Annotated in this window: 23 protein-coding genes and 2 riboswitches; of the genes, 17 read left to right on the top strand and 6 right to left on the bottom strand. The window is 45.6% G+C overall.

Features of this window, described 5'->3' with window-relative positions:
- Positions 1-30 precede the first annotated feature (30 nt).
- Positions 31-222 (top strand): hypothetical protein, encoded by a 192-nt coding sequence (locus NST34_RS02655; RefSeq protein WP_341126344.1) that lies wholly within the window; start codon positions 31-33, stop codon positions 220-222.
- A gap of 152 nt (positions 223-374) precedes the next feature.
- On the opposite strand, the gene NST34_RS02660 is transcribed toward NST34_RS02655, so the two are convergent.
- From NST34_RS02660 to NST34_RS02670, 3 genes are all read right to left on the bottom strand, one after another.
- On the bottom strand, positions 375-734 hold the full coding sequence (locus tag NST34_RS02660) for a hypothetical protein (RefSeq protein WP_341127073.1): 360 nt from the start codon (positions 732-734) through the stop codon (positions 375-377).
- A 132-nt stretch (positions 735-866) separates the two neighbouring features.
- Positions 867-1,376, bottom strand: a complete 510-nt coding sequence (locus tag NST34_RS02665) for a hypothetical protein (RefSeq protein ID WP_341127074.1) — start codon at positions 1,374-1,376, stop codon at positions 867-869.
- A gap of 16 nt (positions 1,377-1,392) precedes the next feature.
- Complete coding sequence (locus tag NST34_RS02670) at positions 1,393-1,884, bottom strand: hypothetical protein (protein WP_143812423.1); 492 nt, start codon at positions 1,882-1,884, stop codon at positions 1,393-1,395.
- 133 nt (positions 1,885-2,017) lie between these two features.
- Positions 2,018-2,183, bottom strand: a riboswitch (cyclic di-AMP (ydaO/yuaA leader).
- Positions 2,184-2,603: 420 nt separating this feature from the next.
- Positions 2,604-2,793: riboswitch (cyclic di-AMP (ydaO/yuaA leader) on the top strand.
- Between the two features lie 190 nt (positions 2,794-2,983).
- On the opposite strand from NST34_RS02670, the gene NST34_RS02675 reads away from it, so the two are divergent.
- The 6 genes from NST34_RS02675 to NST34_RS02695 all read left to right on the top strand — a co-directional run bounded on the left by NST34_RS02675 (position 2,984) and on the right by NST34_RS02695 (position 10,534).
- Positions 2,984-3,400, top strand: a complete 417-nt coding sequence (locus NST34_RS02675; RefSeq protein WP_076285918.1) for a hypothetical protein — start codon at positions 2,984-2,986, stop codon at positions 3,398-3,400.
- Between the two features lie 126 nt (positions 3,401-3,526).
- Positions 3,527-3,604, top strand: a complete 78-nt coding sequence (kdpF, locus tag NST34_RS32075; RefSeq protein WP_076285959.1) for a K(+)-transporting ATPase subunit F — start codon at positions 3,527-3,529, stop codon at positions 3,602-3,604.
- Positions 3,605-3,616: 12 nt separating this feature from the next.
- Positions 3,617-5,293, top strand: a complete 1,677-nt coding sequence (kdpA, locus tag NST34_RS02680; protein WP_076300140.1) for a potassium-transporting ATPase subunit KdpA — start codon at positions 3,617-3,619, stop codon at positions 5,291-5,293.
- Between the two features lie 16 nt (positions 5,294-5,309).
- Positions 5,310-7,343 (top strand): potassium-transporting ATPase subunit KdpB, encoded by a 2,034-nt coding sequence (gene kdpB, locus NST34_RS02685; protein ID WP_341127075.1) that lies wholly within the window; start codon positions 5,310-5,312, stop codon positions 7,341-7,343.
- Positions 7,344-7,398: 55 nt separating this feature from the next.
- Positions 7,399-8,007 (top strand): potassium-transporting ATPase subunit KdpC, encoded by a 609-nt coding sequence (gene kdpC, locus NST34_RS02690; protein WP_076285958.1) that lies wholly within the window; start codon positions 7,399-7,401, stop codon positions 8,005-8,007.
- 202 nt (positions 8,008-8,209) lie between these two features.
- Positions 8,210-10,534, top strand: a complete 2,325-nt coding sequence (locus NST34_RS02695) for a histidine kinase (protein WP_341127076.1) — start codon at positions 8,210-8,212, stop codon at positions 10,532-10,534.
- Between the two features lie 202 nt (positions 10,535-10,736).
- Here NST34_RS02695 and NST34_RS02700 read toward each other — a convergent pair whose 3' ends face one another.
- Both NST34_RS02700 and ytxJ read right to left on the bottom strand, forming a co-directional pair.
- Positions 10,737-10,976 carry a glutaredoxin family protein gene (locus tag NST34_RS02700; protein WP_341127077.1) on the bottom strand — a complete coding sequence of 80 codons (240 nt, stop codon included), beginning with the start codon at positions 10,974-10,976 and terminating at the stop codon, positions 10,737-10,739.
- Positions 10,973-11,299 carry a bacillithiol system redox-active protein YtxJ gene (ytxJ, locus tag NST34_RS02705; protein WP_341127078.1) on the bottom strand — a complete coding sequence of 109 codons (327 nt, stop codon included), beginning with the start codon at positions 11,297-11,299 and terminating at the stop codon, positions 10,973-10,975. The genes NST34_RS02700 and ytxJ overlap by 4 nt, the downstream gene beginning before the upstream one ends.
- A 227-nt stretch (positions 11,300-11,526) precedes the next feature.
- Between ytxJ and NST34_RS02710 the strand changes: the two genes are divergently transcribed.
- The 9 genes from NST34_RS02710 to NST34_RS02755 all read left to right on the top strand — a co-directional run bounded on the left by NST34_RS02710 (position 11,527) and on the right by NST34_RS02755 (position 19,691).
- On the top strand, positions 11,527-12,249 hold the full coding sequence (locus NST34_RS02710) for an SDR family NAD(P)-dependent oxidoreductase (RefSeq protein WP_341127079.1): 723 nt from the start codon (positions 11,527-11,529) through the stop codon (positions 12,247-12,249).
- A gap of 42 nt (positions 12,250-12,291) precedes the next feature.
- Entirely contained in the window at positions 12,292-12,927 is a 636-nt protein-coding gene (locus NST34_RS02715; protein WP_076300145.1) for a ThuA domain-containing protein, read from the top strand.
- Positions 12,928-13,074: 147 nt separating this feature from the next.
- Positions 13,075-13,467, top strand: coding sequence for a MerR family transcriptional regulator (locus NST34_RS02720; RefSeq protein ID WP_076285912.1), 393 nt, complete (start codon positions 13,075-13,077; stop codon positions 13,465-13,467).
- Between the two features lie 38 nt (positions 13,468-13,505).
- Positions 13,506-13,832, top strand: a complete 327-nt coding sequence (locus tag NST34_RS02725) for a thioredoxin family protein (RefSeq protein ID WP_042184566.1) — start codon at positions 13,506-13,508, stop codon at positions 13,830-13,832.
- 215 nt (positions 13,833-14,047) lie between these two features.
- The gene (gene sigJ / locus NST34_RS02735) at positions 14,048-14,923 is read left to right on the top strand and encodes an RNA polymerase sigma factor SigJ (RefSeq protein ID WP_076300146.1); all 876 of its coding nucleotides are present in this window, start codon (positions 14,048-14,050) and stop codon (positions 14,921-14,923) included.
- 85 nt (positions 14,924-15,008) lie between these two features.
- A complete protein-coding gene (locus NST34_RS02740; protein ID WP_341127080.1) occupies positions 15,009-15,446 on the top strand; it encodes a carboxymuconolactone decarboxylase family protein in 438 nt (145 codons plus the stop codon).
- Positions 15,447-15,627: 181 nt separating this feature from the next.
- Positions 15,628-17,370 carry a spore germination protein gene (locus NST34_RS02745; protein WP_341127081.1) on the top strand — a complete coding sequence of 581 codons (1,743 nt, stop codon included), beginning with the start codon at positions 15,628-15,630 and terminating at the stop codon, positions 17,368-17,370.
- 27 nt (positions 17,371-17,397) lie between these two features.
- Positions 17,398-18,489: a GerAB/ArcD/ProY family transporter gene (locus NST34_RS02750; RefSeq protein WP_341127082.1), complete on the top strand. Its 1,092-nt coding sequence runs from the start codon at positions 17,398-17,400 to the stop codon at positions 18,487-18,489.
- The gene (locus NST34_RS02755; RefSeq protein ID WP_341127083.1) at positions 18,486-19,691 is read left to right on the top strand and encodes a Ger(x)C family spore germination protein; all 1,206 of its coding nucleotides are present in this window, start codon (positions 18,486-18,488) and stop codon (positions 19,689-19,691) included. The genes NST34_RS02750 and NST34_RS02755 overlap by 4 nt, the downstream gene beginning before the upstream one ends.
- A gap of 20 nt (positions 19,692-19,711) precedes the next feature.
- On the opposite strand, the gene NST34_RS02760 is transcribed toward NST34_RS02755, so the two are convergent.
- Positions 19,712-20,596 (bottom strand): CHAD domain-containing protein, encoded by an 885-nt coding sequence (locus tag NST34_RS02760; RefSeq protein WP_341127084.1) that lies wholly within the window; start codon positions 20,594-20,596, stop codon positions 19,712-19,714.
- A 177-nt stretch (positions 20,597-20,773) separates the two neighbouring features.
- Between NST34_RS02760 and NST34_RS02765 the strand changes: the two genes are divergently transcribed.
- On the top strand, positions 20,774-21,703 hold the full coding sequence (locus tag NST34_RS02765; RefSeq protein WP_341127085.1) for a lipoate--protein ligase family protein: 930 nt from the start codon (positions 20,774-20,776) through the stop codon (positions 21,701-21,703).
- Positions 21,704-21,725: the final 22 nt, after the last annotated feature.

Here is a 21,725-nt window from a genome sequence, read left to right on the forward strand (position 1 = left end):
CTTCATATAAACTTTTAAGGAGTGGTAATCATGACTAAAAGTGAACAATACAATATGATGCTTTTAATGAGTTCGGTATCTCTGGCTACGGTTAGTAGAATGCTCCATTCAGATGGATCCGCTGTTATGGATTTCACTCAAGGTGTATTGACTGGTATTGCCATGGTAGGGATGATTGCGGGATTGTGGATGTACGGTAAGGCGCGTAAGAGTAAAGCGTAATAGTAGGAAATAAGGAAGCCGCGGCAGATGCCGTGGCTTTTTTCTTTTTTGAGTACGTATCGTAAAAGTTATTTGGAAGATAGTTGCGGACTCCAGGGCTCCTGAGTCCAATATATCCTCCGTACACTCAAATGTCGTTTCCTTTTGAGGGATTAGACAACGGATAGATTACCACTAGGCAGCAAATCCTCTGGAGCAGTCAGTTGCTCCCGCACACGCCTAAGCTGCGCTTTTAGTACAGGAACACTCTTTTGCAGGATGATGCTTATTTGAGGTAAAGATAGCTTTAGGCCATACCACATCGTTTTTATAAGCTGTTCCTCCCAAGGCAATGCCTTGGCAGACAGGAGAGACCGGCATGCGTAATAATCGGCGCATTGTCGGATACAAGAGCGGTAAGCTTCGATAGAGAATAGCTGGCTGTCAAAGCTTTTTTGACGGAATATTTTATGAAGCTCTTTAAAAGTACGGATAGTAACCTTCTCGGCTTCTGCTGATTGTTGTAACAACATGGAACTGAGCGTATAGATATCATTCGTACACTTTTGAACACACTCTGCAAATATAGTTCTACGGGGGGATTCGGCAGGTAAGGGGTCAGGCATGATAAACACGATCCTTTCAGAATGGGTTATGGGATGAACCTATAGTATAGAAAAGTAAGAAATGGATTTGTTGATAAGCTCGGCGGTATCAGGTTCTGGATAACTATGTTTTTGAAGCGCAACACTGGATGGTTTATAATATAGCCGCCCTCCTTTGGAATCTCTCCCACCAGCGACAGCTCTGTACAGACGACCTTGCTCAATGTGCCCTGCCAAGGATTTACCCTGCAGCTTGGCTCTTAAATCCTGTAAAGCACCTTGCACTAGCTCAAACTGAGTCTGATCCCACTCTGAACCATGGGTACGTACTTTATCTATCGCTTCCTCTAGCCGGCAATGATATATCATTCTGAGAAAAGAACTCCATTTAATAAGGTCGAAAGTTTTGGTATTGGCAGAGATAAGACATGCCCCCCAGCTGCTACCTCCTTTACAGGTAAGTTTCAGGATGCCATAACGGCTACCTTGATCAGCCTCCATTCCATAGTGAATAGGCTCAGGTGAATCAAAGACGAATACTTCTATGCGAGATAGTCTTCGCTGGTCCATGACAGGTTTCTCCTCCTTAGGTTTCCAAAAGCTTAAGATCTACATGGTGAATGTCGTTAGCCTTCTCTATACAGGCGAGCATTTCAGCTTCATTCTCACAGACTGCGGCATGCTCCAGCCATAGTCGGAATTTCTGTTTGCGTATAACGGATAAATGTAAGGGGAAGGTGTTGCGAGATCTCATTACGTACCAACCGACTGCAACGTCTTTCCACGGTTCCTTAAAAGCGGTGAGCCACGGAAAACGTTGGTGTGCTGACCAATCCTGCAGCTGTTGCTTTTCTCGGATATTTTTATATATTTCGTATATAATTGTTCGGTCCATACAGTATTCACAGGTAGATGGGCTGCTGAAATGGCGAAGTGATTCAATCTGCTTCTGACCAAAAGCATAGCCGACAATAGTTCTGTGATGATCCTCTTCGAACCACAACGCTCCAAAGCAAACATAATTTAGACTTATCGGCTCAAGTAGCCCTTGCTGAGTTCCCCAATAATAGTGTTTCATTCCTTTCACCCCGTCCAGCATGCTATCACCCTATAGATTCAGGTAACGCAAAAACCGCAGCAAGAGGAGGACCTCTGCTGCGGTTTTGGAATACAGGTATACACATACCTGTGCCAAAGCGTGGCGGATCAAGGGTCTCTCTCTTTACGCTTACGAGGTTAGCTGTCGGATTCGGACGGTGAGAGTCGCCCTACCTATGTGAGACTTGAACAGTCTCCTTCGGATTCACCCCAAGTAGGCCATGTGGCCTGATGGTTCCCCCGTTCCCTGCAAATACAGGAACTCAGCGTTGAATGTATTTTGTGAAATAGATTCAACCCGAATCATACTCTTTTCAAGGTGTTTCTGTAAAAACAGAAAGTGTTCTTTTGAGCGCGATTTAAACCAAATCCTGCCTACTACGACGGAAAAGGGAACCAAATAGGTATTTATTGCGAGTTATCGGGCTTCTTCCTCGCTTAATCTCGACTTCTTGTTTTCTTACCTATAAAGGCGATTTTTTGAGATTTCTACATTTGTGGTGAATAAAATCACATGGTATGCCCGCTTTTCGCTAATGGATTAAAACTCGAGTAAACAAGAGATATAGAGAGATTGGATATCAAGTAAGCGCTATCCAACGCGAAAATAGTTTTTAATTTGCATTATTTTGGCATCAATCAGGTTTTACAATTCTTCCTGCATAAGGGTATGATTACTCCTGTTTCAACAACAATCGAATATTTGATCCGCTTAATTTCCGATAAGGAAAGCGGGGGAACCAACAATCGGCAGACGATGTGAGAGTCGGAAGCCGGTTATGGGGTGAATCCTGTAGAAGATGCGAGTGAGCTCGCATCTATACAGGTAGGGCGACTCTCACCGCCCGAATCCGACAGCTAACCTCGTAAGCGTATGGAGAGAGGATGAGTGCAATGTGACCGCTAGCGAGCCACAGAGGAGAATCCTTTGTGGCTTTTTGCTGTGCTTTTTTAAGCAAAGCATTTATGGAAAACCTCACGAAGAGGTCGTTATATTCATCATTAGCGGTAGCTTTTCTTTCAAGATCAGGGTGATCAAGCTCTGATCTTACAAGCAAAGCATTTGAGGAGAATAAGAGATGACAGATCAGAATGAATATGTACTGGTATGTGCGCCAACGAAGGCAGGCGAACATTTTATTAAGCTTCTAAAATTCAGAGGCATTAAGATGGCCGGATTGACCAACAACTTGCCTGAGAAGGCCCTACTCGAAGAGATGGGGATTGAACAAGTCGTTCTAGTTGATACCCGCCATCAGAATACTTGGTTTCGCCCGCCGTTCCCGGTAGGACGGGTATATCTGTTCGAGAGCAGCTTTACGTTATGCTGCCGCTACATTCAGATGTGCCGCACTTGGACGACGCAGCCGATTTTTGTAATCACAAGCTCAATAAATCCTAGATTGGTCTATAAAAGACTTGGTGCAAGTTATGTAATCTATTCCCACAGTGGTGATGCTGATTTTCTAATCGATAAATCACCTCATCAAGGATAAAAGAAGGAGTGCGGGAGATATGATGGATCTGTATATGGTAGCTTCGTTAGCTGTAATTTACGGGTTGTTTTATGGATTTATGCGCTGGTGCGCAGGTGTAGTTGAGGATACAGGGAGGGATAAGTTGTGATTCTAGTAATCGCTGTTACCCTACTGTTGTTTGTATATCTGGTTTACGCATTGATTCATCCGGAGAAATTTTAAGGAGGGGCATTCATGGGCATTTTGCAAATAGTTGCTGTAATCGTAATTCTTATCTTGCTGGTTAAGCCGATGGGCACGTATTTATATTATGTATTTTCTAATGAACCGAACCGTACGGATCGATGGTTTGGAGGCATGGAAAAAGGAATTTATAAGCTGATCGGCCTGAAAAAACGGGACGGTATGTCCTGGAAAAAGTATGCGCTTAGCTTTGTTTTAACGAATATCGTACTGGTTACTTTCAGTTATATCTTTCTTCGATTGCAGCGGGGATTACCGCTAAATCCGAATGGAATTGCGGATATGGAACAGACGCTTTCGTTCAATACGGTGATCAGCTTTATGACTAATACAAACCTGCAGCATTACAGCGGGGAGACGGGACTTTCGTATTTTTCACAAATGGCTGTCATCACGATGATGATGTTCACGTCTGCAGCGAGCGGATTTTCTGTTGCGGTTGCCTTTGTCAGAGGAATCACAGGACGGAAATCAGTCGGGAACTTCTTCGAGGATTTCGTTAAAGCACATATTCGTGTATTCATTCCTCTAGCTCTGCTGGTTTCATTGGTACTCGTAGGACTACATGTGCCACAAACGCTCAAGCCATCACTTGAAGTCACTACACTAGAGGGACAAACGCAACAAATCGCTATCGGTCCAGTAGCTTCTCTGGAATCGATCAAGCATTTGGGTACCAATGGTGGCGGCTTCTTCGGAGCCAATTCATCACATCCTTTTGAGAACCCTAATCCACTTACGAACGTTCTGGAGATTCTCTCTATGTGGATGCTGCCAGCTTCGCTCCCTTATATGTACGGATTGTTTGCCAAGAACAAACGTCAGGGCTGGGTAATTTTTACCGCAATGATGACCTTATTTGTTCTGCTATTAAGCCTAAACTTCTATGCTGAATCAAAAGGTAATCCGGCGATCAATGCACTAGGAATCGAATCTTCACAAGGTAGCATGGAAGGTAAAGAGGTACGCTTCGGCATACCGCAGTCTTCCTTGTTTACTTCAGTAACAACCGCAGCTACGACAGGTAGTGTTAACAATATGCATGATACGCTGACGCCGCTGGGAGGTATTACGCCTCTTGCACTGATGATGCTCAACAATGTCTTCGGTGGTAAAGGTGTCGGACTGATCAATATGCTGATGTATGCGATTCTGGGTGTCTTCCTGTGCGGTCTGATGGTCGGCAGGACACCGGAGTTCCTCGGACGGAAGATAGAGGCCAAGGAGATGAAGCTGATTGCCATTGCGATCCTTGTGCATCCGTTCATTATCCTTGTGCCAACCGCAGCTGCGTTCCTGACCGATTTGGGGCAAGGGGCAATTACGAACACTGGATTCCATGGACTCAGCCAAGTGTTATATGAATATGTCTCTTCTGCCGCGAACAATGGTTCAGGATTTGAAGGGCTTGCAGACAATACAACTTTTTGGAATGTCACAACTGGGATTGTCATGCTGCTAGGTCGTTATGTCTCTATCATTGCAATGCTGGCGGTAGCAGGTTCTCTGCTTAAGAAGAAGCCGGTTCCTGAGACGATTGGCACGTTCCGCACAGACAATGGACTGTTTACGGGAATTCTGATTGGTACAGTAGTGATTATCGGTGCGTTGACGTTCCTGCCGGTCATTGTACTCGGCCCCATTGCAGAATATCTAACCTTACGGTAGGAAGAGGGAGAATAAGATGAGTACTGTAAAAAGAAAAAAGCTGCTGACGGGACCCATACTCCTTAGCGCTGTAAAGGATAGTTTTATAAAGCTTAACCCAGTAACGCTAATCAAAAATCCAGTCATGTTCGTGGTAGAGGTCGGTACGATCATTGTCCTCCTCATGGTGCTGGCTCCTGGATATTTTAATGCAGAGCAATCGAAAGGCTTCAATATCACAGTGTTGTTCATTCTGCTATTTACAGTGCTGTTTGCGAACTTCGCTGAAGCACTGGCGGAAGGCCGGGGTAAAGCCCAAGCCGATTCGCTCAAAAAAACAAAACAAGATATCACAGCTAACAAACTGGTTGGAGGGTCGGTGAAAACAGTATCCTCCTCCGAACTGCGTAAAGGGGATATCGTCATCGTCAGTCAGGGTGAACTCATCCCTGGTGACGGTGAAGTGATTGAAGGGCTGGCTTCCGTAGATGAATCAGCGATTACAGGTGAATCTGCACCTGTAATCAAGGAAGCTGGTGGGGACTTTGGTTCCGTTACAGGCGGCACGCGGGTCGTCAGTGATGAGATCAAAGTCAGAATTACTAGTGATCCTGGTGAGTCGTTTCTAGATCGGATGATTTCCCTCGTTGAAGGGGCGAAACGTCAGAAGACACCTAATGAAATCGCGCTAAATACGCTTTTGATCAGTCTGACGCTGATTTTCTTGATTGTAGTAGTGACCTTGCGGCCGATTGCAACTTATCTAGGTGTTGATCTTGATATTCCCGTCATGATCGCCTTGTTGGTCTGTCTGATTCCGACAACAATCGGGGGGCTACTCTCCGCAATCGGAATAGCGGGTATGGACCGGGTGACCCAGTTTAATGTACTCGCCATGTCAGGTAAGGCAGTTGAGGCTGCCGGCGATATTAATACGATGATCCTAGATAAGACCGGTACGATTACCTTTGGGAACCGGATGGCGAGTGAATTTGTACCAGTCGGAAATGAATCCGAAGCGGAGCTTACGGCATGGGCGGCCATCAGTTCCCTAAAGGATGAGACGCCTGAGGGACGTTCTGTAATTGAGCTGGCCAAAAAGCTGGAACGCAGCTATGACAGCAAGCTTGCTGAAGGTGGCGAATTCGTAGAGTTTAAGGCCGAAACTCGGATGAGTGGTATTGACCTGCAAGATGGACGCTGCGTACGCAAAGGTGCGGTAGACTCCGTGAAGAAATGGATACAGTCGAAAGGCGGTGTCATTCCCGCGAACCTCGACAGTAATTCTGATGCCATCGCCCGGATGGGGGGGACCCCGTTAGCAGTTGCGGTAGACAATCGGATCTATGGACTTATTTACTTGAAGGATACCGTAAAGCCAGGCATGAAAGAGCGGTTTGATGAGCTGCGGAAAATGGGGATCAAGACCATCATGTGTACGGGTGACAATCCGCTGACCGCAGCTACGATTGCCCGTGAAGCGGGGGTAGATGATTTCATCGCTGAAAGTACACCTGAGGATAAAATAGCAGTCATTCGCCGCGAACAGAACGAGGGTAAGCTGGTTGCCATGACTGGGGATGGTACAAATGATGCCCCTGCCCTAGCACAAGCTGATGTGGGCTTAGCCATGAATAGCGGCACTACAGCTGCTAAGGAAGCAGCAAATATGGTCGATTTGGACTCTGACCCTTCGAAGATTATAGAGGTCGTAGCGATTGGTAAACAGCTGCTGATGACGCGGGGCGCGTTAACAACCTTTAGTATCGCGAATGATATCGCGAAGTATTTCGCTATTATTCCGGCGATGTTCATGCTCGCCATTCCTGAAATGGAAGCCCTGAATGTAATGGGACTAGGCTCGCCAAGCTCGGCTATAATATCCGCCTTAATATTTAATGCGATTATTATTCCGCTGCTCATCCCACTGGCTATGAAGGGTGTGTCGTATAAAGCTATGAGCTCTACGAAGCTGCTTGGACGTAATATATTTATCTATGGGCTAGGCGGAGTGGTTGTTCCATTTGCTGGCATCAAGCTCATTGATATGATCGTAAGTGTATGGATTTAACGACGTGTTGACTAATCATTGAAAGGGTGAGAGCATCGTGAATAACGGAAACTCCATGGAGGACACTGAAGAGCAGTTATCATCATCGAAAGGTGCTTATTTCTTTATTATTGTGCGACTAAGTTTAGTATTTATTGTTCTCTGCGGAGTGATCTATCCTCTGACAACTACAGCGCTTGCCCAGGTTCTAATGCCGTCACAGGCGAACGGCAGCTTGCTTAAGAATGATGCTGGAGTAGTTGTAGGCTCGGAACTCATCGGGCAGAACTTTACGAATCCAGCTTTATTTCATGGTCGTGTGTCTAGTATTGAGTATAAAGCAGAAGCTTCAGGTTCCAATAACTACGCTCCATCCAATCCGGATATGCTGCAGCGGACAAAGGATTTCATTACGCAGTGGAAGCTCGATAATCCGGATGTGCCCGTGAACAAATTGCCAGTTGATTTGGTCACCAACTCGGGTTCGGGGCTTGATCCGCATATCACACCAGCTTCAGCTATGGTGCAGATTCCTCGGATTAGCAATTTAACCGGTATTCCTGCATCGCAGCTGGAAGAGCTCGTAAATAAGCATACCGAGGGTCGTGACTTAGGGTTGTTTGGTGAAGAACGGGTCAATGTGTTGAAGCTGAACATGGATCTACTGAAACTAGCGAACAAATAAATATAGTAAATGTCCCTGCCAGATTACTAGAATCGGGCAGGGATATCTTGCTTTCTAAAATATAAGAAAGTATAAGTTTCACATTATACATCATCCTTATATTTCTACGAGAAACGGCTGTCATCTTTGAAGGACGACAACGTCGTTTCTTCTTGGAACAGAAGGGTACATGCATGATCGGGGTTATTAAGGAGTGGTCTTGATGGGAACATACCGGAGGAAGACGCCGGAGGAGCTGCTGCTCTCTATCTATGAGCTGCATCGGGGACGTCTGAAGATCTATATCGGTCCGGTCAGTGGGTCGGGCAAAACGTATCAGATGCTGCGTGAGGGCCAGGCACTAAAAGCGCAGGGAATCGATGTTGTGATCTGTGCGGTTTCGACGAATCAGAGTCCAGAAACTAAGGATCAGCTGGGCGATTTGGAACGGATACCAAGTATTCATTGGTTTCAGAAAGATATAGAGAAGAAGGATCTTGATGTAGCTGCTATTGTGGCACGTAATCCAGAAGTTGTGCTAACCGATGGCTTGGCTCACCAGAATCGCGAGGGTGCGGAGAGGTCTGGAAGACTGGAAGATATCAAATATTTATTGAGCAATGGGATTAGTGTCATTACAACTGTAAATGTATACGAACTGGAGGGTGCTGCGGATTTAGTGCGGAAGTGGACCGGGATTGAGGTAGAGCATTCCCTTCCTGCAGAGGTGCTTACCCTTGCCGATGATATCGTTCTAATTGATGTGACTCCAGAAAAGATACTTCAGCGCTTGTCCGATGGACATTTAGGGAAGCACCAGCAGAGATCGCTTTTTAACAAGGGTAATTTAAGCAAGCTGCGGGAGCTGGCACTTCGGATGGTTGCTGAGGATGTTAATGATTCGCTGGAGAAACACCGGGAAGAACAAGGGTTGCAGGGAGCTTCGGGGATCGCAGAAAAGGTGTTGGTATCTGCGCAGTATTATTGGAACGGCTCGATCCATATCCGACGTGGACAGCAGATTGCCAAGCGGTTAAATGGGGATCTGTCAGTGGTGTCATTCTGGAAGCAGGGTCTCACCCTTTCTAAGGAAGCAGCTACCTTTAAGCGTTCCCTCTGGAAGCTGACCGAGAAGATTGGTGCCTCTATGGAGGAGATTACCTTTCGCACGAAGCGGGAGATCCCTCGACTGTTGGTAGAATACGCAACCCGGCATAATATTACCCGAATCGTTATGGGACACTCCAAGCAGACCGCTTGGCAGGAATTATGGAAAGGCTCGATCGCCAATTCGTTACTGAAGCAAATCCGAGGTGTGGATGTGTTCTTCGTGGCGGATCGCGCAGATCGTGAGGGAGAACGTGTACTTCCAACCCGGCAGACTCGTAATGAACGGAAAGCGGATGCCTATCACAGGTTAAGCAGTCAGGAAGTAAAGGATAAAATCGATGCGATTCGCGGAGGAACCTTTAAGGTATACATTGGGGCTGCTCCCGGTGTGGGCAAGACTTACAAGATGCTGCGTGAAGGGAACGATCTCTTGAAGAGAGGGATCGATGTCGTGATAGGGCTCCTGGAGACACATGGCCGCAAAGAAACCCTTGAACAAATCGGCGATTTGGAGACCCTTCCGCGTCTACGTATGGAGTACCGCGGGACTATCCTTGAGGAGATGGATACGGCAGCAATTATTAAGCGTAATCCAGAAGTCGTGCTAGTGGATGAACTCGCTCATACCAATATGCCAGGCAGCAAACATAAGAAGCGGTATATGGATGTTATGGAGCTGCTGGATGCAGGAATATCTGTGATCTCTACCGTGAATGTGCAGCATTTAGAAAGTCTGAATGACGCAGTAGAGCAAATTACAGGCGTTAGAGTAAGAGAGACTTTTCCGGACAGCATTCTACAGCGGGCTAATGAGGTAGAACTTATCGATGTATCCCCCAAAACACTTCAAGAGCGAATGAAGGATGGAAAAATATATGCCATGGCCAAGGTGGATCAGGCGCTGGGGGCTTTTTTCAAAATCGGGAATTTGATCGCCCTTCGGGAGCTGGCGTTGCGGGAAATTGCTGATGATGTTGATGAAAGGCTAGAATCTTGGGAACGTGTTGGTTCGTTACGGGGACCTTGGCGGCGTCAGGAAGTTATATATGTGTGTATCACCTTGGGGGATCATGCGGAGCGTTTAATTCGGCGTGGTTTTCGGATTGCATATCGTCTAAAAGCTTGCTGGTATGTTACGTATGTGCAGGAATTTAAACAAAATGGATCCGTATATGATAAACGTATAAATGATTTAAAGGAGTTGACGGAACGACTGGGTGGAACGTTCAAGATGATTCCTAACGTACTTCCTGCACGAGTGGCGTTCTTGTTGCTTGAAAGATCTCAAGCTTTGCAGAGTACTCAGATTATTATCGGTCAATCACAACGCTCATGGCTTCGAAAAAGTATTCGCGGCGATGTTACCAAGCAGATTCTGCGTTCTGCCAGAAACGTGGATGTGCTGGTCGTGGCAGATCTCATACGTGAGGAAGCATAGACTATGACTAACAAGTAAAAACGCCTTCGGCGTCCCTAAAGGACGGTAAGCGTTTATGCGAGAAATATAAGAATAATGTATAGCGTGAAAATTATAGATTCTTATATTTTGAAAAAGGGTACCTTCAAGCCGATTGGCTATGAGGATACCCTTTTTTTACAGCTATGAATTACATCATGTACTGAATAGTTTAATGGCTTAATTATTGGGCAGCTTCGATGAGTGCTTTGAGCGCAGGAAGATTAAATCCCTTGATCGCTTGATCCCCTGCTACAGTGACAGGAACACCCATGAATCCAAACTTCTCAACTTCCTCTTGATAGACTGTGCTGGTCATAACATCTCTTACTTCAAAAGGGACACCCTGCTCCGTAAGATAATTTTTAACCAAATTACAGTCACTGCACCCTGCGGTTGAATAGACAATCACTGGCTCACTCATTGGTTCACAGCCTCTTTGATAGCATCTCTTGTAATTTTCCAGTGGGAAGTGTTCCAGCGAACCTCATTGTCCTCAAGCAGGAAGAGTTGTGGAGATTCATGTTTGATGCCAAAATCCTCAGCAATTTGATTGGAAACGGAACGATCCTCGATGACTAAGACCACTGCAGCGGCAGTATCCGCATCCTTCAGATAAGCCTGAAACTCTTCATTAGCTTTAGCACTAATCGGGCAGGTCGTGCTGTGTTTGAACAGCAGCTTCTTGCCAGGCTTAGCTACATATTGCTCAAGATCCTCCAGCGTATGGAGTTGTTGAATAGACATAGATATCACCCTCCTGGGATCGTTATTTTGCTAACAATTGTGTTGTTAACAACCTGTAATCATGATTGTAACATATATCAAAATTAAAATAAAAAGGATTCTGAAAGGCTTGCACAAGAGGCGATATACCTGAAACCAATCGCGTTGAAAAAAAGAGTACAGCATGCTAAGGTGAAAAGAAGCAACATGCCTAACTATATCGCTACGAGATAGGAGTGTTCAGAAGAATGAAGAGAGTTGCATGTGTAACTGGAGCTGATCGGGGGCTTGGACTGTCGCTTGTACGTTCGTTGCTGGCCAACCAGTTCTCAGTATTTGCAGGACAGTTTTTGAAAGAATCAGAAGATTTGAAAGCGCTTAAAGAGCGATATCCTGAACAGTTGGAGCTTATCCCCCTAGATATCAGCAATAAAGATAGTGTAAAGCAGGCTGCAAGAGTAATAGCCAGTAAAACTGGATATGTCGATATGATTATTAATAATGCAGGTATTATTCGTTCTGCTGATAATGCTACTGTGCTGGTGGAGCTGGATGATGAAGGCATGGCAGAAATATATAATGTAAATACGCTTGGCGCGTTAAGAGTCAGCAATGCACTGATGGGACTATTACTACAAAGTGAGGATAAATTAATCGTCAATATTTCATCGGAGGCAGGCAGTATTACCCGAAATAAGCGTATCAACATGTATGGCTATTGTATGTCGAAGGCAGCACTGAATATGCAGTCCTCCTTGATGCATAATCATCTGAAAACGCTTGGCGGTCAAGTAATGGTGTTCCATCCTGGCTGGCTGCAGACTTATATGCATGGTAAGAAGGATGAGCAAGCGCAAATGACTCCTGAACAGTCCGCGGAGCAGATTATCGACCTTGTTCTGGATTATAAAAAATATATGGGCGAGGAACCGGCCTATCTGGATACGGATGGCAGCTCATGGCCGTGGTAGAACGGATATTTCAAAATAGATAAGAAGAAAGGCGCTGATAACATGTCTACACTAAAAGCACTCGCACTAGGAAGCTACTCGGAGGTTAAATATCACCCCTTTGCTGGCGTGGACCGGGAGATCGAACAAATCCTTGCGAATGACTTACAGGTTTTTTCTTCAGAGGATTATGCACTTCTCAATAAAGAAACGATGTCTGACTACAAGCTGGTAATCTCCTACACTGAATTTTCTGATGACAAAATCCCCGCGGAACAAAGTGGTGCTTTGCTATCTTATGTGGCTGGCGGGGGCGGACTACTAGTGGTACATAACGGAATTTCCTTACAGCGCAATCAGGAGCTTGGTGCTATGCTGGGCGCACATTTCACCCATCATCCAGAGTATACTTCGCTGCAGATGTCCATACCCGCACGAGAGCATCCCATTATGCAGGGAATTGAAGAATTTGTAATTGAGGATGAGCCGTATTATTTTGAGATGCATCCTTATTTCGAAACGACGGTGCTCGCTGAATATTCTCATGAGGGAGCTATGCGCCAAGCGGCTTGGTGTCACGAATTTGGCTTGGGCCGGGTTGTTTATTTAATGCCAGGGCATCATTTACCTTCATTCTCAGTAGAACCATTCCGCGAAATGATTCGTAGAGGTGGGCTTTGGGCAGCAGGATTATTGTAGAATAAAAGCGGCGGATATACTTGTTGTAAGATTATAAATGAGTCCAACTGTGGGATAATTACGGTTGGATTTTTTTGTTGACTCTTACATTGATGTAAGGGTTTATACTGGTGTAGAACAATTCTCATGAACCCCGGGGAGATTGCTATGAAAATAGGTGAGCTTGCTAAACTGACGGGCGTAAGCGTCCGTTCAATTCGTTATTATGAGAGTCAGGGATTAATTTCACCGATCCGTCAGGCCAACGGATATCGGGAGTACTCTCCGCTCGCTGTGGAGACGGTAGAAACGATAAAATTATATTTGAACCTGGGTCTGTCCACAGAGCAGATCGCGGGCTTTCTACATTGTGTTTTGAAGAACAAAGAAGCTTTCTGCGCAGAAGTGATGCCACTATACCGTAGCAAGCTTGAGGATATTGAACGTCAGCTTGTAGAACTGAATCAGATCAAACGCAATTTGGAAGAAAGAATGGCCTCTATCTTGCAAGAGCAGAACGAGAGTAGTTTAGAGGCATGTACACTGGAGAGTTTGGAGTAGGTACTGCTGGAGTTGAAAACTTTGAGGAGGAATGACAAATGGCTATTACAAATGCAGATAGCGCTGATTGGGTACGAGCAGAGATTCGCGGTGGTGGAACGGTTTTGGTAGATTACGGTGCGCCATGGTGTCCCCCTTGCAAGGTGCTGTTGCCTCTTTTGGAAGATCTTCATCAGGAATATGGAGACGATGTCTCTATTGTGAAGGTGAATTGTGACGAATTGCCGGATCTGGCTGGGGAAGCTGGTGTTATGGGGATGCCTACAGTCATTGTATATAAAGATGGGCAGCCAATGGAAAAGTTGGTTGGCTTACGTCCGATAGCAGCCTACCAAGGGATATTGAACAAGGTTATTCTAGCATAGGGAATTGGAATTTAGTTGTATTTTGATGCTATATTAATCTCAAGCTGAGAAGGCATTAAGAAGCCTCATCCGGATATTTTCCTGCGTGCACTAAATAGGCTAGACATGAAGCCCTAGGAGAGCGTCTACATTGTTGATCATCCGCTGAACGATGTAGACGCCGCGGTGAGCCGTGACGGTATGAAAGGCACAGCTTTGGAAGGAGTCTAGCACGTATGGATTTTCAGGTCGCATATACCAACTATCACTCTCTGCTGAAAGCAATCGCTTACCGTATGACCGGCTCTATAGCAGATGCAGAGGACCTCGTTCAAGACGTATTCATCGAGTACAGCAAGCTACAAACAATAGATATCACCCATCCGAAAGCTTACTTAATCCGTATGACAACAAATCGTTGCATCAACTATATGCAATCCGCTCGTATAAGGAGAGAGCAATATGTCGGCACATGGCTGCCGGAGCCGCTCGTCAGCTTTACGAATGGAGGCGGCGATAATCCTGCTGATCTTTTCGATCACGATGAAAATGTATCCTACGCCCTGCTCGTCATGCTGGAACATTTATCGGCTGTCGAGAGAGCCGTCTTCATCTTGCGCCAATCCTTCGCTTTCGAATATAGCGAAATTGCCGATGTATTAGGAAAATCAGAAGCCAACTGTCGAAAAATATTTAGCCGCGCTAATGATAAGCTGCATCAACAATCGCCAGTTCTGCCAAACAACACGGCTCAGGCAACACCTCTTGCGACAGCATTCCTCGCAGCTGCTCGAGGCGGCAACGTCGATGCGCTTGTCAGCCTGCTGACCGAGGACGCGCTGCTTACGTCGGACGGCGGCGGTAAAGTTCGCGCAGCGATCTTCACTATTACGGGCAGAGATCGTGTTCAAGCTTTCATTGGAGGCGTCATTACGAAGGGATTCCTCGGAGATTCGCAAAGGATGGTGCTACTTAACGGCCAGCTGGGCATCGTCATCTATCGGGATGGCCGGCCGCTTAAGACAATCAGCTTCCAGCTTGATGCGGCCGGGGAGCGGATCGAGCATATTTATATCGTACTCAATCCCGATAAATTACAACGAATGGGGTAACCTGTCACAAACGGAGCTTTTGCATTGTCTTATTAGTGAAACAATCAAAAGATAACCGGTCTACAGCCGGAGAGGAGCTATCCCCATGGAACAAAGAATGGATCTGGCCGGTGAAATTCCAGTCGCATACAAAGCGATGATGGGTCTTGAAGCGTTCGTACAATCGACAGGCATGGAGAAGTCGTTATTGGAGTTAATCAAAATCAGAGCATCACAAATTAATGGCTGCGCCTTCTGCATCGATATGCATACGAAGGATGCCCGCAAGGCAGGCGAGTCGGAACAGCGCATCTACATGCTGAACGCATGGCGTGAAGCGCCGTTCTACAGCGACGAGGAGCGTGCAGTGCTTGCGCTGACCGAATCAGTTACACTCGTGACGCAAGGACATGTACCGGACGATGTCTATTCGGAAGCGGAGCGCCATTTCGATACTAAGCGACTTGGCGAGATCATCATGGCAATTGTTACAATCAATGCATGGAATCGCATCGCGATCACCACTCGCATGATGCCGCAATAAACTTTAATTACGTCAGCCGAACGTCCAAAGCTAGCATCCGACACTTTACAGATACAATAGAGGTATAAGAACATATGAAGTTTAACTTAGGGAGACCCCATACTGTGGGGTCTTTTTTGTATGCATGAATTATCCATCTTCGGTAAAAAATACGGTCACAGCTATAAAGGAGGTGTTAGGGGTGTGGAATGAGGTAATAGAATTAATTCCAAGTTGGGGTGTGGTTTTCCAAGGGATTATGATTTTCTGTGTCCCTTTCTTCCTGCTTCGTACAATAAGCTGGGCTAAAGCTAAAGAAGACAGGATAACGACTAGAGCGGAAAAAGCTACTGGCAGCAAAGGTGGAGGTGTTTCTTCCGTAGAAAACTCTGGAGAAACAAGCATTTTAGAAGGGCCGGTGAAGCAGTCTAGCTCGAATGTAGTAACTAAGGATAAGGGGAAAAGAATAACTTATAGTGGCCATTTTGAGGATGATTTGCAGAAATTCAGAGAGATCAGCGCCGATATGCATGATGTGAATGTAAGGGAGTTGCGAATCGGAAGCATAAAGACAAGAGCAGCACTTTTTTACGTAGACGGGCTAACGGACAAAGACAAAATGGATCAGAATATATTGAAGCCGTTAATGAATGCGTATCAGCCTTTTAAGGATATGAATTCCGTACCGGCTGCGAAAGATCTACAAGATATTCTCATCCACGAGATCCTGCTTATCTCGGAAGTTGAGCTTACGGATAATGCATACCTCTCCCTTCAGAAGGTGTTATTTGGATCTGCCGTGCTGCTCGTGGAGGGGATATCTAAGGCTTTTGTACTCAGTAGTCCTAAGGGGAATACAAGAGGGATTCAGGAGCCAGAATCTGAAGGAGTCTTGCGGGGCTCGCGAAGCGGATTTAACGAGACATTAAGCGATAACACAGCGATGCTGCGTAGACACGGACAGAGTACAGAACTAGCTATGATTTCTTTTACTGTAGGAAAGAGAATGCAGAAGGAATTGATCCTAGCCTATATCAAGGATATTGCGAATGATGAACTTGTAGAAGAGGTCAAACGAAGAATTAGAACGATAGATTTAGATGATGTTCAAGAATCTGGTTATGTTGAGCAATTGATCGAAGATAATGGCTATAGTCCTTTCCAACAGATTCAGAATACGGAAAGGCCGGACCGTGTAATGGCAGCACTTTTGGAAGGAAGAGTAGCTATTTTACTTGACGGTACACCCTTTGCATTGATTATGCCGGTAACCTTCGGGATGTTACTGCAATCGCCAGAGGATTATAACGATCGCTGGATGGTAGGATCGATGCTACGTCTTTTGCGTTTTTTTGCGGCATTGATATCACTTTTTGCTCCGGCACTATATATTTCCTTCCTTTCGTTCCAGCCAGGCTTAATTCCAACGAAGCTAGCCATTTCTATTATCGCCTCCCGGCAAGGCGTTCCCTTCACTGTGTTAATAGAAGCCTTGATTATGGAGGTCTCGATTGAAATCTTACGAGAGGCTGGGCTTCGCTTGCCTAAACCTATCGGTCCGGCGATGGGAATTGTGGGCGGTCTGATCATCGGTCAAGCCGCGGTAGAGGCTGGAATTGTGAGTCCGATTTTAGTGATTGTAGTATCAGTTACGGCTGTTTCTTCCTTCTCTATGCCCATGTATAGTGCTGGGATGACGCTTCGTATGCTCCGTTTTGCAGCCATGTTTTTTGCAGCCATTTTTGGATTATACGGAGTTGTACTGTTTTTTCTCTTGCTTAGTAGTCATTTAATTAAGCTGAAGAGTTTTGGTATTCCTTATCTAGGTCTGGCAGTCCCAAATAAGATGGTGAATTGGAAGGATTTTATATTCCGTATGCCTTTTCAATTTCTAACAGGGCGACCTACGTTTTTGAAACCAAAGGACCCCTTGCGTAAAGGGTGAGAAGTCTAGGTAAAGGAGGAAGAGAACATGAGCGCCGAGGTAAAGGACCGAATTACTGCAGTTCAAGCGACGATCATTCTAGCCAATTATACGATTGCGGCAGGGGTACTTACGCTTCCTCGGACCATTGTAGAGGCCAGTGGTAGTCCAGATGTATGGATAAGTATTTTTTTAGGGGGAGCAATCTCTTTTCTGTTCGGATTGATCATCGTGAAACTTAGTCAAAGGTTCCCAGGCCAAACTTTTTTTCAGTATATCGGGAAGATCATCGGCATGCCACTCGGAATGGTTCTGTCAATAGGAGTTATTGGGTATTTTCTCAGTATCGCCGGCTTTGAGATACGTTCGGTGCAGGAGGTGACCTCTTTTTTTCTACTGGAAGGTACACCTCCGTGGGCTATTATGGCTGCTTTTATATGGATCGCCTTCTATTTATGCAGAGGAGGAATTAATGCGATCGCTAGCATGTGCAGACTCATTGTTCCGATTACCTGGACAGTGTTTCTAGGGGTTTGTCTGCTTAGTTTCGAAGTTTTCGACGTCAATAATCTACTTCCAGTACTTGGAGATGGTTTGGAACCCGTGTGGAAAGGGATCAGACCAACCATCCTAACCTTTACAGCTGGAGAAGCAATGTTGTTCGTTGTTGCTTTTATGGATAAGCCTCAAAAAGCAGTAAAGGTAATCATAGCTGGAACCTGTATATCGACGATATTTTATATCCTGGCAGTTGTAGCGACCATAGGTGCCTTTTCTATAGATGGAGTTCTCACAAGAACATGGCCGTTTCTTGATCTTGTACGAAGTTTTGAGGTGAACTATCTCATCTTTGAAAGATTTGAGTCGTTGTTGTTAGTGATATGGATTATGCAGATTTTTTGTACCTTTTGTATTGCAATTTATGCAGCGGCTTTAGGATTGTCCCAAGTGATCCATAAAAACTTCAAAAGTTGTTTGTTAGCTATTCTTCCGGTTGTCTATGTAATTTCTAGAATTCCACCAAATGTGAATGCTCTGTTTGCTTTAGGAACAGGTATCGGTGATTCTATGCTTATTCTATTCGGATTGCTTCCGTTGCCATTGTTAATTATCACATACTTCCGGAGGGCTGCTTCATGAAAAAATGGAGGTTGTGGATTGTACTCACTGTACTATGTTCTCTGTTATCAGGCTGCTGGAGCAGCACACCGATCGAGGAATTAAACATGCAGATTGGTGTTGCACTGGACAGTGCGGAGGAGTCAGGAGGCGAGGAAGTAGCTATTCCGGAAGGTGGGAATCATGCGAAGCCTACAAAAATAATAAGCACCTATCAATTTACGATTCCACAGGGGTCGGGAGGGGCCGTCATGAAGTCTGCTTCGAATTCATCCTCCATCAAGAATTACTATAATATGAGTGAAACTAGCGATTCTATCTTTGAAGCGCTACGGCAGCTTTCACTGCGTACTAGACGCACTCCGATAGGCCATCACCTAAAGGTCATTGTGATTAGTGAAAAACTCGCGCGTTCCAATAATCTTACTAAACTCATAGATTTCTTTACTCGGGATAATGATATCCGTCCGAGTGTTATGTTATTTGTCAGTAATGGAATGGCCAAGGATGTATTGGAAAATGCACTGCCGGGTCAGACTCCTGCATTTGTACTTGAAGGGATATTCAATAACAGAGACCGTAATATGGGGATATGGGAGCCGGTAACTTTGGCCAAAGTAGTTGGTCCGCTGCAAGCAAAGAAAAGCTTCTTATTGCAAAATGTTATTCCTATAGATCATGAGACAAAGCTATCAGGAGCAGGTGTAATCAACGGGGAAACGGGAAAGCTTGTTGGCTTTTTGGATGAGTCGGAGTTGGAGGGGATGGCCTGGCTGACCGGGAAGGGGCAAGGAGGAGTGCTTAAGACGTATAATCCGGATAACAATGACCTCTTAACCTATGAGGTTAAAACCATGCATAGCAAGATCAAAGCCAATGTGAATAATGGTCAGATCTCTTTTAACGTGAAAATAACATCTACAGGTAGATATGCTGAGGTCTTTGCCGAGAAAGCGAAGAAATTACACGACGGAATTGTAAAGAAGGATAAAGCCTTGCTGCAGAAGCGTGTCCTAGAAATAGTGCAAACTACTGTAACAAAGATGCAGAAGGAACTGCATACCGAAGCTGCCGGTTTCGGCACCAGTCTACATAATCAGCATCCAGCCGTATGGCGGAGCGTCAAGGATAACTGGGACGAAACCTTCAGCCAAATTCCGATTACCTATGAAGTAAATGTGAATATAGAAGAATACGGCGCATCAGATACAACGGCTGAATAGAGATTGTAAAAGATTCAGAGTTACTTCATTTGATGTGTGAGCGGTATGACATCATTTTGGTGCAGCGCATCGAGTACTTCGGTTTTTAATTGTTCGGTAAAGGTATTCCATGTTTTTTTGCCGACATTCAGCTCTTCTCGCCCAATAGCATTTAGTGTTTCCAGCCAAAGGCGTTTATCGTTTATCAGCCCGAGCTGATCTTGGATCTGCTTATATATTTCCTCATGGGCATGAAATTTTTGATTTAACGCAAAAGAGGCTGCACTAGCGGTATATCGCAGTTCCTTAGCAGCCATCCTCAGCTCATGCAGTGAGTCGAAGGCTGCTTCTGATTCGGCATCTTGTCCACGAAATATAGCCTTGCAAGCTTTTTTCTTCTGCTCGTAAGCTACCTCAAGTTCGCGCATGACAACGTTGGCATCTTTTTTCGCTACCAGGGCCTCTAGCTGTTCACTTAGGAAAGCTTTCCACTTCTCATCCAGATCCTCATTGATTAGCTTAGGTAGCTCATCGGCCAGCTTTTTACGATAAGCTTTGCGCTTGTCCTTTTGGTGGTCGATCACAGCCTTCAACAGTTCTGCTGTCTTTGTATCGCCGTTTTCCTTGGCGTGTTTACGTTTAGTCTTGAACGATTCAATCAGAACGTCTGCATCTCTGACCTTGCCTAATCTCTTTTGGGCTTTTTCAAATAGGGGGTATAGCCCTAGAGTATGACCAGGGTCGAGAATGGAAAGCAGTGTTAACAGCTTACGGCAGTTCACTCTTGCTTGGTGAATGTCCTCGTCATCGAATTTGCTAATTGCATCATGGCAGTAATCCCAGAAATCAATATACAGCAGGTTAAGTGCCTGTTCCCATTGTCTTGTCTTGGTTAACTGTCGTTCCTTCATCACTTCCACTGTCATGCGGCATCACTCCTTAACGTTGTGTATAGCATGAACCTAAGGCTACCCCCTATTCGAGCTGGGGCATGTTCGTATACTATAAGGATAGCGTTATCATAACCTCATTTCAATTCTGATTTCGACTAGCGAGGCAGAACGATTACAATATCACGGATAATACGGGAAAGAGGGGAATCGGTGGATACTCGGGAGTACGATGCAATGATCAATGGATCTGTTGATAGAAGTAAAGAAGTCATCGGACTTCCTGCAGAAATGGGACTTTTCCAGCATCTAATCTTAAAGGATGACAGGATAGATGAGGAAACAGGGGGCATTGGGGAGATGTTGATCCCGTTCGCCTTTGAAGAGACCCTTTGTAGGGATGTCGGAGCGGGACTTGTTCCTCCTAGTCTGCACCTATGGAGTCATTCTGGGGGTGTTGTGCTCGGCCTACGGGACAGCAAGCTTCCGAACGCGGCCCAAGCGATGGCTAAGTTGGAGCAGCGAGGCATTCGTACAGCGGTGAGACATTCCGGTGGTGCTGCGGTGCCTCTGGATGATGGAATTGTTAATGTTTCGCTAGTTCTCCCCAAAGGACGCGGAAAGCTGGACTTTCATGATGACTTTAGGCTTCTGGCTTCTCTGATCACTGAGGCAGTTGCTATGAGTCATCCACAGGCTGCGGCTCAAATTGAGGCTGGTGAAATTGTTGGTTCTTACTGCCCGGGGGACTTCGATTTGGCGATCGGTGGGCGGAAATTTTGCGGCATTGCTCAGCGCAGACAAAATAATGCCTATTTCGTACATGCATTTGTAGTGGTTTCGGGTTCGGGACAGGAACGTGGTGAACTCATCCATAAATTCTATGAGCAAGCCTCTGGAGGAGACTCAGCATTATCTTATCCACGGGTTCGTCCAGAGACGATCGCTGGGCTTGGCGAACTAGGTGGACCGAATGCGACTGAAGTATTTGTCGAAGGTATTAGACAAGCATTAGCCCACCGTGGAGTGGTGCTTAAATCCTCTGACAGGCTACAGCAGGAGTCCGGATATTTCCTAGACTATGAAGATCCGCGTGTTCTGGATGCTGCGCGAGTTCTGCATGAACGTTATGCCCAAGGATAAATGGATATTGAGCATCGTTAAG

Source organism: Paenibacillus sp. FSL H7-0714 (assembly GCF_038003765.1).
Classification (GTDB): domain Bacteria; phylum Bacillota; class Bacilli; order Paenibacillales; family Paenibacillaceae; genus Paenibacillus_AQ.

Coding starts and splice junctions, on each gene's coding strand:
- NST34_RS02670 (WP_143812423.1), bottom strand. CDS start 1,884: ATGAAACACTATTATTGGGGAACTCAGCAAGGGCTACTTGAGCCGATA.
- NST34_RS02660 (WP_341127073.1), bottom strand. CDS start 734: ATGTTGTTACAACAATCAGCAGAAGCCGAGAAGGTTACTATCCGTACT.
- NST34_RS02755 (WP_341127083.1), top strand. CDS start 18,486: ATGAAAAAATGGAGGTTGTGGATTGTACTCACTGTACTATGTTCTCTG.
- kdpC (WP_076285958.1), top strand. CDS start 7,399: ATGGAGGACACTGAAGAGCAGTTATCATCATCGAAAGGTGCTTATTTC.
- kdpB (WP_341127075.1), top strand. CDS start 5,310: ATGAGTACTGTAAAAAGAAAAAAGCTGCTGACGGGACCCATACTCCTT.
- NST34_RS02720 (WP_076285912.1), top strand. CDS start 13,075: ATGAAAATAGGTGAGCTTGCTAAACTGACGGGCGTAAGCGTCCGTTCA.
- kdpA (WP_076300140.1), top strand. CDS start 3,617: ATGGGCATTTTGCAAATAGTTGCTGTAATCGTAATTCTTATCTTGCTG.
- NST34_RS02665 (WP_341127074.1), bottom strand. CDS start 1,376: ATGGACCAGCGAAGACTATCTCGCATAGAAGTATTCGTCTTTGATTCA.
- NST34_RS02655 (WP_341126344.1), top strand. CDS start 31: ATGACTAAAAGTGAACAATACAATATGATGCTTTTAATGAGTTCGGTA.
- NST34_RS02710 (WP_341127079.1), top strand. CDS start 11,527: ATGAAGAGAGTTGCATGTGTAACTGGAGCTGATCGGGGGCTTGGACTG.
- NST34_RS02750 (WP_341127082.1), top strand. CDS start 17,398: ATGAGCGCCGAGGTAAAGGACCGAATTACTGCAGTTCAAGCGACGATC.
- NST34_RS02675 (WP_076285918.1), top strand. CDS start 2,984: ATGACAGATCAGAATGAATATGTACTGGTATGTGCGCCAACGAAGGCA.
- NST34_RS02715 (WP_076300145.1), top strand. CDS start 12,292: ATGTCTACACTAAAAGCACTCGCACTAGGAAGCTACTCGGAGGTTAAA.
- NST34_RS02695 (WP_341127076.1), top strand. CDS start 8,210: ATGGGAACATACCGGAGGAAGACGCCGGAGGAGCTGCTGCTCTCTATC.
- sigJ (WP_076300146.1), top strand. CDS start 14,048: ATGGATTTTCAGGTCGCATATACCAACTATCACTCTCTGCTGAAAGCA.
- NST34_RS02700 (WP_341127077.1), bottom strand. CDS start 10,976: ATGAGTGAGCCAGTGATTGTCTATTCAACCGCAGGGTGCAGTGACTGT.
- NST34_RS02725 (WP_042184566.1), top strand. CDS start 13,506: ATGGCTATTACAAATGCAGATAGCGCTGATTGGGTACGAGCAGAGATT.
- NST34_RS02760 (WP_341127084.1), bottom strand. CDS start 20,596: ATGACAGTGGAAGTGATGAAGGAACGACAGTTAACCAAGACAAGACAA.
- NST34_RS02740 (WP_341127080.1), top strand. CDS start 15,009: ATGGAACAAAGAATGGATCTGGCCGGTGAAATTCCAGTCGCATACAAA.
- ytxJ (WP_341127078.1), bottom strand. CDS start 11,299: ATGTCTATTCAACAACTCCATACGCTGGAGGATCTTGAGCAATATGTA.